We start from the raw sequence: 10,589 nt of genomic DNA on the forward strand, positions 1-10,589 counted from the left end.
AAGAATAACTATTGGACGAGAATTGCCTGTGCCAGTTCAAGGTCGCTTACATGAAGTTTTGGCCGGGATTTACGCAGGTAATGCAGTGCGGATTCCAGCTGGGCGCCTCGTAATTGGCCGTCACTGGCAACGAATGCCGCCGCATCGTCGTGGGCGGCGAACAACAGTTTACGGTCGAAAGGCGCGGAAGACACCATGCTGGTGGCGTAACCGCTGACGACGGTGTTTTGCGTCGAGACGTCAAAGGCATCGACCGACGTTGCCCAGCAGGCAGTGACCAGGACGGAAGGGATAAGCAGATTTTGATAAAAACGCATGGGTCTCAGGAGCTGTTAGCGAGCCCCAAGGCTAGCGCAATGCCCGGTCTAGAGCCAGCTGCGAAACATCGGGACACGACTGGCGTGTCCCTTCCTGCAATGTCGGCTCAGATCGCCAGGATGGCTTGTGCCAGTTGTGCGTCGGTCGCATTCAGTTGCGGGGCCTGATGGCGGATGAGGTCCAGGGCACTTTCAAGTTTTACGCCGCGGATCTGGCCTTCGCTGGCAACGAAGCTGGCAGCATCGTCACGGGCAGCGATCACGACTTTGTTGTCACGCAGCGAAGAGCTGACGTCGGAAGTCGCGTCCGAAGAGGACTTCAGCGCGCCGACAACAGCGTCGGTGGTCACGATGAAGCTGGTGGCGCTGGCATTGGCAGCCACGGCCAGCAGGGCGGCAGCGCTGAGCAGGCGAAGACGGGACATGGTGTAACTCCTCTGGAAATATCGTATTGAGAGGTGGCTTGGTGTCTGGGAAGTCAGACGCCAGTCGCACGGCATTCGCCACGTTCTGCCCGGATATTAGGCCTGTGTGGGAGGTTTCGCACAGAGGGCAAAGTGCTAGCGCCAGAAGGGTTTCTCCAGCTCATTCAGTCGATCCGCGTGGCTGAGGCCGAGATCGGCGAGATCCCGCCCATCGAGTTGGGCCAGCAGGCGCCGTGTTCTGGCGCGCTCCAGGCCTCGCCAGAAGCCTTTGAATAGTCGCCATAGAAGGCCGTAGCGGGGAGAGCGATCGACTGTAACTGCTGAAACATCCTGTAAGTGATTCATGACGTCTTCCTTAAGTCAGTGGAGGCGGAAGGTCATGTTGATCTCAATGCTGTGAGCACGGCAGATACACCGTGACAAAATTGTACTGGTTCAGTTTTTTTTAAGTAAAACTGTACCTGTCTGCGATACAAGCACCTGTATCGCATGTTTTCCGAGCCCAAAACGACAAGACCCGTCGCGGTTTCCCGCGACGGGTCTTGTTTGTTCAATTCGGGTTGCTGGCGGTGGGTCTGGCGACCAGAGCCAGCGACGCTACTTAGCGCCAGAACGGCTTGCTGAGCTCTTCGTAGCGTTGTGCTTCGCTGATACCGGCGTCAGCCAGCAGACGCGAATCCAGACGAGCCAGTTGATGGCGGCTGGAGATGCGGCGCTGCCACAACATCAGGTTGGCGATAACGCGCAGAGGCAGGGAAGCCTGGGTTTTTGCAGCTTTGTCTTCGAAGAACAGTTCGGAACTGAGTGTACGTTCCATGGTTGACATCCTTCCGCTTGTGGCGGGATCAGGTAGTGGTTTAACTGGTGCCCATGATCCTCTCGTTTGGCCAGACTCTCTAGATACAGTTCACTTGTATTGTGAGTGACCAGTTAACTGTTTATAGGGGGTGTACGGGTCAAAATCGCGCAAACTGTACCTGTCTGCGCCTATTTGGTGCATTTTTGCTCAATTCGGTGAGAGAAGAAGGCAAAAGCCGTAGAAAAAGACCGGTACAGAAGTACAGTTTTTGACGAGATCGGAAGTTTTCAAATCCCGCTGGCGAAACTGTGTTTGCGCCAGCGGAATATCTGTGCGGATTACGCCTTCAGCATGCGTCCGGTTTCTTCCAGATTGATGTGCCAGCTCAGGGCATCACGCAGGATATGCGGGGTGTGGCCGCCAATGGCGCAGGCTTTGTCGAAATAGTCGTTCAGTGCCTGGCGGTAATCCGGGTGCACACAGTTGTCGATGATGACTCGTGCGCGTTCCCGTGGCGCCAGGCCGCGCAGGTCGGCCAGGCCGACCTCGGTCACCAGGATGTCGACGTCATGCTCGGTATGGTCGACGTGGCTGACCATCGGCACTACGCTGGAAATCGCGCCGCCCTTGGCGATCGACTTGGTCACGAACACCGCCAGGTGCGCGTTGCGTGCGAAGTCGCCCGAGCCGCCAATGCCGTTCATCATCCGCGTACCGCAGACGTGGGTGGAGTTGACGTTGCCGTAGATGTCGAACTCAAGGGCCGTGTTGATGCCGATGATGCCCAGGCGACGAACCACTTCCGGATGGTTCGAGATCTCCTGCGGGCGCAGCACCAGTTTGTCCTTGTACTTCTCCAGATTGCCGAACACGTCGCTGTTGCGCCGTTCCGACAGCGTGATCGAACTGCCCGAGGCGAAGCTCAACTTGCCGGCATCGATCAGGTCGAAGGTCGAGTCCTGCAGCACTTCGGAGTACATGGTCAAGTCTTCGAACGGCGAATCGATCAGTCCGCACATCACCGCGTTGGCAATGTTGCCGATGCCTGCCTGCAACGGGCCGAGCTTGTTGGTCATGCGTCCGGCATCGACCTCCTGCTTGAGGAAGGTGATCAAGTGATCGGCGATGGCTTTGGTGTCGACATCCGGCGAAGACACGGTGGACGGCGAATCGGGCTGCTGGGTGATGACGATCGCGACGATCTTCTCCGGCGGGATCGGGATCGCGGTGCTGCCGATACGGTCGTCGACCTTTACCAGCGGGATGGGCGTGCGGGTCGGGCGATAGGTCGGGATATAGATGTCATGCAGACCTTCGAGGTTGGCGTTGTGCGCCAGGTTGATCTCGACGATCACGTGTTTGGCGAAGATCGCGAAGCTCGCCGAGTTGCCCACCGACGTGGTCGGCACGATATGGCCCTGTTCGGTGATGGCCACGGCTTCGATCACTGCGATGTCCGGCAGCTTCAGTTGCTGGTTGCGCAGTTGTTCGACGGTTTCCGACAGGTGCTGGTCGATGAACATCACTTCGCCGGCGTTGATCGCCTTGCGCAAAGTGCTGTCGACCTGGAACGGCATGCGCCGCGACAGTACACCGGCCTCGGTCAGTTGCTTGTCGAGGTCGTTGCCCAGGCTGGCGCCGGTCATCAGGCTGATCTTCAGCGGCGTGACCTTGGCTCGCTCGGCCAGTGCGTGGGGAACGGCCTTGGCTTCGCCGGCGCGGGTGAAGCCGCTCATGCCGACGGTCATGCCGTCCTCAATCAGCGCAGCGGCGTCGGCGGCGCTCATCACTTTATCCAACAACGAAGGCAGGCGAATACGGTCACGGTACATGGATTATTTTCTCGGGCAGCGAGTAGCAGGATGCGCAGTCTAGTGAATTTCGCGGGCGCCTGTCCCGCTACCAAGGTCGCAAACGAGGCGTCTATTTAGCGGGTTTCAAGTAAAACACCGTTACCGGATCTGCAACAACGCGGCAAATTGTCCGACGGTTTTCGCAAACAAAAACGCCCCGACAAGTCGGGGCGTTTGGTATTGCCTGCGAGGGTTACTCGACTGCTTTGACCATGTCTTCGATGACTTTCTTCGCGTCGCCGAACACCATCATGGTCTTGTCCAGGTAGAACAGTTCGTTGTCCAGACCGGCGTAGCCGCTGGCCATCGAGCGCTTGTTGACGATGACAGTTTTGGCCTTGAAGGCTTCGAGAATCGGCATGCCTGCAATCGGCGACTTCGGATCGTTCTTGGCAGCGGGGTTGACCACGTCGTTGGCGCCGAGCACCAGCACCACGTCGGCCTGGCCGAACTCGGAGTTGATGTCTTCCATCTCGAACACCTGGTCGTACGGCACTTCGGCCTCGGCCAGCAGTACGTTCATGTGGCCAGGCATCCGACCGGCCACCGGGTGGATCGCGTACTTCACGGTCACGCCATGGTGGGTCAGCTTCTCGGTCAGCTCTTTCAATGCGTGCTGTGCACGGGCCACCGCCAGGCCGTAGCCCGGCACGATGATCACGGTGTCGGCGTTGGTCAGCAGGAAGGTCGCGTCGTCAGCCGAGCCGGATTTCACCGGGCGAGCTTCCTTCTCGCCGGCAGGACCGGAGTCTGCGGTATTGCCGAAACCGCCGAGCAGTACATTAAAGAAGGAGCGGTTCATCGCCTTGCACATGATGTACGAGAGGATCGCACCGCTCGAACCCACCAGCGAGCCGGCAATGATCAGCATCGAGTTGTTCAGCGAGAAGCCGATACCCGCCGCTGCCCAGCCGGAATAGCTGTTGAGCATCGACACCACCACCGGCATGTCGGCGCCACCGATCGGGATGATGATCAGCACGCCCATGACGAACGCCAGAGCCAGCATCAGTGCGAACGCGGTAAGGTTGCCGGTCAACATGAAGGTGACGCCGAGGATCAGCGTCGCCAGACCCAGCACCGCGTTCAGCTTGTGCTGACCGCTGAACTGTACTGGTGCCCCTTGGAACAGACGGAACTTGTACTTGCCCGACAACTTGCCGAAGGCGATCACCGAACCGGAGAAGGTGATAGCACCGATGGCTGCGCCTAGGAACAGCTCCAGTCGGTTACCCGCCGGGATCGAGTCGCCCAGTTGCTTGACGATGCCCAAGGACTGCGGCTCGACCACGGCGGCGATGGCGATGAACACCGCTGCCAGGCCGATCATGCTGTGCATGAACGCAACCAGTTCCGGCATCTTGGTCATTTCAACGCGCTTGGCCATGATCGAACCGGCGGTGCCGCCGATCAGCAGGCCGACGATTACGTAGCCGATACCGGCGGTGGCCAGCTCAGCGCCCAGCTTATAGATGAGGCCGACGGTGGTAAGGATCGCCAACGCCATGCCGAGCATGCCGAACAGGTTGCCGCGGCGCGACGTGGTCGGGTGCGACAGACCCTTGAGGGCCTGGATGAAGCAGATCGACGCGATCAGGTAGAGCGTCGTGACGAGGTTCATGCTCATTACTTGGGCGCCTCTTCTTTTGCTTTCGGGGCTTTCTTCTTGAACATCTCAAGCATGCGGCGGGTGACCAGGAAGCCACCGAACACGTTGACCGCGGCCAGCGCCACGGCGAGGGTGCCCATGGTCTTGCCCAGTGGAGTGACGGTCAGTGCGGCGGCAAGCATGGCGCCGACGATCACGATCGCCGAAATGGCGTTGGTCACCGCCATCAGCGGCGTGTGCAATGCGGGTGTAACGTTCCAGACCACGTGGTAACCGACATAAATCGCCAGCACGAAGATGATCAGGTTGTAGATACCGGGGGAGATAAGCTCTTCCATCGTCTGAATCCCTGCTTAGGCGTTTTTGCGGATGACTTGGCCGTCGCGGCACATCAGGCATGCGGCGACGATGTCGTCTTCGAGGTTCACTTCGAACTGGCCTTCTTTGGTGAACACCAGCTTCAGGAAGTCCAGCAGGTTGCGGGCATACAGCGCCGAAGCGTCTGCAGCGACTTCACCGGCGAGGTTGGTCGGGCCGACGATGGTCACGCCGTTCTCGATCACAACTTGATCAGCCATGGTCAGCGGGCAGTTGCCACCCTGGGCTGCAGCGAGGTCGATGACCACCGAGCCGGGTTTCATTTGCGCCACAGTGTCCGCGCTCAACAGAACCGGTGCCTTGCGGCCCGGGATCAGTGCGGTGGTGATGACGATGTCAGCCTGTTTGGCGCGCTCGTGCACGGCTTGGGCCTGACGCTGCATCCAGCTCGCCGGCATCGGACGCGCATAACCGCCGACGCCAACCGCGCATTCGCGTTCTTCATCGGTCTCGTAAGGCACGTCGACGAATTTGGCGCCGAGGGACTCGATCTGCTCCTTCACGGCCGGACGTACGTCAGACGCTTCGATGACGGCGCCCAGACGTTTCGCCGTGGCAATCGCCTGCAACCCAGCCACACCAGCGCCCAGAATCAGCACGCGTGCCGCTTTCACGGTGCCCGCAGCGGTCATCAGCATCGGCATGAAGCGCGGATAGTAGTGGGCGGCCAGCAGCACGGCCTTGTAGCCGGCAATGTTCGCCTGGGACGACAGCACGTCAAGGCTCTGGGCCCGGGACGTACGTGGCGCTGCTTCCAGAGCGAACGCGGTGATCCCGCACTCGGCCATCTTCGCGATGGTGTCGTTGTTGAACGGGTTGAGCATGCCCACCAGCACGGTGCCGCGCTTGATCAGCGTCAGTTCGGCATCGCTTGGCGCGACCACTTTGAGAATCAGCTCGGCGCCAAACGCGTCATTGGCACTGCCAATGGTTGCGCCTGCCGCTTCATAGGCACTGTCGACAACACTGGCTTTAACGCCGGCGCCGGTTTGCACAGTGACCTTATGACCTTGGCTGATCAGCTTTTTAATGGTTTCCGGGGTTGCAGCAACCCGTGTTTCACCGGTCTGGGTTTCGAGAGGAACACCAATGTGCACGTCAAATCTCCTGCGTGATCTTATTGAGTAAACCCATGCACTACGGATGGTGCGACTGGGGCGGCCGATCAGCACGATCCCGCCAAATCAGGGCGGGGCGCGGCATTTTGCAGGCGAAGTTTATGCCCTTCAAGGGATTATGACGGGTGACGGAAAATTAACTACAAGTCATCCCGTGACCGAATGTCGCAGATGGCCAGTTGAATCCCTTGCAGGCCGTGCCTTTCAAGGAGTCTGGATGAATTTGAAGATTTTTCTCATCGGTGACGTGAATAGTCCTCAATGAGTCGCGAATGAGGGCGCAAAGCCACGTCGGCAGGCGCTTGTGGGACGTCTGTACGACTTTCGGATACAGTCTGTCGATTTGCGACAAATAGTTATATCTGTAGGGCTTTGATTTTTCTGACTACGGGGTTAGTAATCGCTGAAAGCCTTTAGCCTTCAAGGTTGTAGCTGTGTGCCTGGTTTACCAACCAATCGCGAAAAGCCTTGAGTGACGCCGATTCGACCTTTCGCTCCGGAATCATCAGGTAATACGCCTTGATGCTGGAGAGTGCATTCGGGTTGGCTATCACCAAGCGTTTCTCGGCCAATTCGCGCTGGATCAGGAACGGTGGGATCAGCGCGATCCCCATGTCGTGCATGGCTGCCTGGGCCAGCATGGAGAATAGCTCGTAGCGCGGACCTGTCATGTCGCGGGGGATGTTCAGGTGTTGCGAGTTGAACCACTGTCGCCAGGCGTAGGGGCGGGTGGTTTGCTGGAGCAGTGGCAGATCGGCGATTTCATCCGGCGTCAGATGCATCTTGTTGCCGAGCAGGGCGGGGCTGCACACCGGCATCGGATTCTCGCCCATCAGCCTGTGGGATTCGGTACCCGACCAATCGGCATCGCCGAAGTAGATGGCGGCATCGAATTCCGTGTCGGCAAACAGGAACGGGCGGGTTCGGTTGGTCAGGTTGACCGTCACCTCCGGATGTTTGAGCTGAAAGTCCTTGAGTCTTGGCAGCAGCCATTGCGTGCCGAAGGTGGGCACCACAGCGAGCTCGATCACGTTGGTGCCTTGCTGACCCATCACTGACAGGGTGTCGCGCTCCACGGCATCGAGTTGGGTGGCAACCCGGCGGCTGTAGGAAAGGCCCGCTTCGGTCAGCTTCACTCCGCGTCGCGAGCGTCGAAAGAGTTCGACACTGAGGAAGTCCTCAAGGCTGGCGATCTGTCGGCAAATGGCGCCCTGCGTGAGGGAAAGTTCTTCGGCGGCCTTGGTGAAGCTCTCGTGGCGGGCGGCTGCCTCGAAGCTGATCAGGGCGGTGGTGCTGGGTATCTTGCGGCGCATGTACGTCAACCTCACTAATACGTCGCATATAAGGCACTTGGCGACGTTTCGGAGTGAGAAATTAGCACAACAGGATGCGAAATCCTCGTTTGCCGGGATGGCGAAGCGGGCCTAGGATCAATGCCACGTTAATTCACCCGATTTGCGAGGACTCACTCATGGGCGGTAAAGCTAGCTTCAACTGGATCGATCCCCTGCTGCTGGATCAACAGCTGACTGAAGAAGAACGCATGATCCGCGACACTGCCGAGCAATTCGCCCAGCAGAGCCTCGCGCCACGTGTTCTTGAAGCCTTCCGCCATGAGAAGACTGACCCGGCAATCTTCCGTGAAATGGGCGAAGTCGGCCTGTTGGGCGCGACCATCCCCGAGCAGTATGGTGGCAGCGGCCTCAACTACGTCAGCTATGGCCTGATTGCCCGTGAAGTCGAGCGCGTGGATTCCGGCTACCGTTCGATGATGAGCGTGCAGTCTTCGCTGGTGATGGTGCCGATCAACGAATTTGGCACCGAAGCACAGAAACAGAAGTACCTGCCGAAACTGGCGTCCGGCGAGTGGATCGGCTGCTTTGGTCTGACCGAACCGAACCACGGTTCCGACCCGGGTGCGATGATTACGCGTGCACGCAAAGTCGAAGGCGGCTACAGCCTGACCGGCGCCAAGATGTGGATCACCAACAGCCCGATCGCCGATGTGTTCGTCGTCTGGGCCAAGGACGATGCGGGCGACATCCGTGGTTTCGTTCTGGAGAAGGGCTGGAAAGGTCTGAGCGCTCCGGCGATTCATGGCAAGGTCGGCCTGCGGGCTTCGATCACTGGCGAAATCGTCATGGACAACGTGTTCGTGCCGGAAGAAAACATTTTCCCGGATGTGCGTGGCCTGAAAGGTCCGTTCACCTGCCTCAACTCTGCTCGTTATGGCATCTCCTGGGGTGCGTTGGGAGCGGCTGAATTCTGCTGGCACACCGCACGCCAGTACACCCTGGATCGCCAGCAGTTCGGTCGTCCGTTGGCTGCTACTCAGTTGATCCAGAAGAAGCTGGCTGACATGCAGACCGAAATCACTCTGGCGCTGCAAGGCTGTCTGCGTCTGGGGCGCATGAAAGATGAAGGCACCGCTGCGGTTGAAATCACTTCGATCATGAAGCGCAACTCCTGTGGCAAATCGCTGGATATCGCTCGCATGGCCCGTGACATGTTGGGCGGCAACGGGATCTCCGATGAGTTCGGGGTGGCCCGTCACTTGGTCAACCTGGAAGTGGTGAATACCTATGAAGGTACTCACGACGTTCATGCGCTGATCCTGGGTCGTGCACAGACCGGCCTGCAGGCGTTCTATTAATAGGAGAGCGACCATGGGCGCGTTGTCGCATCTGCGGGTACTGGATTTGTCGCGAGTGCTGGCCGGTCCGTGGGCCGGGCAGATTCTTGCCGACCTTGGGGCGGAAGTTATCAAGGTCGAGCGCCCGGGCAATGGTGACGACACTCGTGCCTGGGGGCCGCCCTTCCTGAAGGACGCTTACGGCGAGAATACCAGCGAGGCGGCTTATTACCTGTCGGCCAACCGCAACAAGCAATCGGTGACGATCGACTTCACACGTCCCGAAGGTCAGAAACTGGTACGGGAGTTGGCAGCCAAGTCGGACATCCTGATCGAGAACTTCAAGGTGGGTGGTCTGGCGGCTTATGGCCTGGATTACGAGTCGCTGAAGACGATCAATCCGGATCTGATCTATTGCTCGATCACCGGTTTTGGCCAGACCGGGCCGTATGCCAAGCGCGCGGGTTACGACTTCATGATCCAAGGGCTTGGCGGGCTGATGAGTCTCACAGGTCGACCTGAAGGTGATGAGGGCGCCGGGCCGGTGAAAGTGGGTGTGGCGCTCACGGATATCCTCACGGGGCTGTATTCGACCGTGGCGATCCTGGCGGCGCTGGCTCACCGTGATCACGATGGCGGCGGCCAACATATCGATATGGCGCTGCTGGATGTACAGGTGGCGTGTCTGGCCAACCAGGCGATGAACTACCTGACGACGGGTAATGCGCCAAAGCGGCTAGGGAATGCACATCCGAATATCGTGCCGTACCAGGATTTTCCTACGGCTGATGGTGACTTCATTCTTACCGTGGGTAATGACGGACAGTTCCGCAAGTTTGCCGAGGTGGCCGGGCAGCCACAGTGGGCAGACGATCCACGTTTCGCGACCAATAAGCTACGGGTGGCGAACCGGGCGGTACTGATTCCGCTGATCCGTCAGGTGACAGTCTTCAAGACGACCGCCGAATGGGTGGCTCAACTGGAGCAAGCGGGTGTGCCGTGTGGGCCGATCAATGATCTGTCGCAGGTGTTCGAGGATCCGCAGGTGAAATCTCGCGGGTTGGCGATTGAGCTGCCTCACGCGCTGGCGGGGATGGTGCCGCAGGTGGCTAGTCCGATCCGGTTGTCGCGGACTCCTGTCGAGTATCGCCGTGCGCCTCCTTTGTTGGGCGAGCATACGCTGGAGGTTTTGCAGCGGGTGCTGGGTCTTGGGGCGGGTGCAGTGACTGCGATGAAAGCGGATGGAGTGCTCTGAGGGTTCTCTCTATATATCTATATAGGAGGGGTACTGAATCCTTCTTCTATATAGAGGGTCTTGAGTGTTTTTTAGCCCATCCGCAAGTTATTGAAAGAAAAGCGAAATTAAGGGTTGACGGCAGATTCTGGAGGCCTATAATTCGCCCCACTTCCGGCGCAGTCGAAACGGAAAACTCCTTGAAACTCAATGAGTTACACGTT

11 protein-coding genes are annotated in these 10,589 nt (G+C 58.8%); 2 read left to right on the top strand and 9 right to left on the bottom strand.

What is annotated here, in order from left to right:
- Positions 1-8: 8 nt before the first annotated feature.
- The 9 genes from CAF87_RS27840 to CAF87_RS27880 all read right to left on the bottom strand — a co-directional run bounded on the left by CAF87_RS27840 (position 9) and on the right by CAF87_RS27880 (position 7,812).
- Complete coding sequence (locus CAF87_RS27840) at positions 9-317, bottom strand: DUF2388 domain-containing protein (RefSeq protein WP_085733821.1); 309 nt, start codon at positions 315-317, stop codon at positions 9-11.
- 107 nt (positions 318-424) lie between these two features.
- Positions 425-742 carry a DUF2388 domain-containing protein gene (locus CAF87_RS27845; RefSeq protein WP_085713004.1) on the bottom strand — a complete coding sequence of 106 codons (318 nt, stop codon included), beginning with the start codon at positions 740-742 and terminating at the stop codon, positions 425-427.
- A 135-nt stretch (positions 743-877) separates the two neighbouring features.
- Positions 878-1,087 (bottom strand): DUF1127 domain-containing protein, encoded by a 210-nt coding sequence (locus CAF87_RS27850; RefSeq protein ID WP_085733820.1) that lies wholly within the window; start codon positions 1,085-1,087, stop codon positions 878-880.
- 256 nt (positions 1,088-1,343) lie between these two features.
- The gene (locus tag CAF87_RS27855) at positions 1,344-1,559 is read right to left on the bottom strand and encodes a DUF1127 domain-containing protein (protein ID WP_003220409.1); all 216 of its coding nucleotides are present in this window, start codon (positions 1,557-1,559) and stop codon (positions 1,344-1,346) included.
- A 320-nt stretch (positions 1,560-1,879) separates the two neighbouring features.
- Positions 1,880-3,373, bottom strand: a complete 1,494-nt coding sequence (locus CAF87_RS27860; protein WP_085733819.1) for an acetyl-CoA hydrolase/transferase family protein — start codon at positions 3,371-3,373, stop codon at positions 1,880-1,882.
- A 214-nt stretch (positions 3,374-3,587) separates the two neighbouring features.
- Positions 3,588-5,021 (bottom strand): NAD(P)(+) transhydrogenase (Re/Si-specific) subunit beta, encoded by a 1,434-nt coding sequence (locus CAF87_RS27865; RefSeq protein WP_085733818.1) that lies wholly within the window; start codon positions 5,019-5,021, stop codon positions 3,588-3,590.
- Positions 5,021-5,341: an NAD(P) transhydrogenase subunit alpha gene (locus CAF87_RS27870; RefSeq protein WP_003220416.1), complete on the bottom strand. Its 321-nt coding sequence runs from the start codon at positions 5,339-5,341 to the stop codon at positions 5,021-5,023. The genes CAF87_RS27865 and CAF87_RS27870 overlap by 1 nt, the downstream gene beginning before the upstream one ends.
- A gap of 15 nt (positions 5,342-5,356) precedes the next feature.
- Positions 5,357-6,478: a Re/Si-specific NAD(P)(+) transhydrogenase subunit alpha gene (locus CAF87_RS27875; RefSeq protein WP_085733817.1), complete on the bottom strand. Its 1,122-nt coding sequence runs from the start codon at positions 6,476-6,478 to the stop codon at positions 5,357-5,359.
- A 434-nt stretch (positions 6,479-6,912) separates the two neighbouring features.
- A complete protein-coding gene (locus tag CAF87_RS27880; RefSeq protein ID WP_085733816.1) occupies positions 6,913-7,812 on the bottom strand; it encodes a LysR family transcriptional regulator in 900 nt (299 codons plus the stop codon).
- 158 nt (positions 7,813-7,970) lie between these two features.
- Between CAF87_RS27880 and CAF87_RS27885 the strand changes: the two genes are divergently transcribed.
- Together CAF87_RS27885 and CAF87_RS27890 are read left to right on the top strand one after the other, a co-directional pair.
- Positions 7,971-9,152: an acyl-CoA dehydrogenase gene (locus CAF87_RS27885; protein WP_085712999.1), complete on the top strand. Its 1,182-nt coding sequence runs from the start codon at positions 7,971-7,973 to the stop codon at positions 9,150-9,152.
- 13 nt (positions 9,153-9,165) lie between these two features.
- Positions 9,166-10,386, top strand: coding sequence for a CaiB/BaiF CoA-transferase family protein (locus tag CAF87_RS27890; RefSeq protein WP_085733815.1), 1,221 nt, complete (start codon positions 9,166-9,168; stop codon positions 10,384-10,386).
- The last annotated feature ends 203 nt before the right edge of the window (positions 10,387-10,589 follow it).

This window comes from Pseudomonas sp. R38(2017) (assembly GCF_002112395.1).
GTDB lineage: Bacteria > Pseudomonadota > Gammaproteobacteria > Pseudomonadales > Pseudomonadaceae > Aquipseudomonas.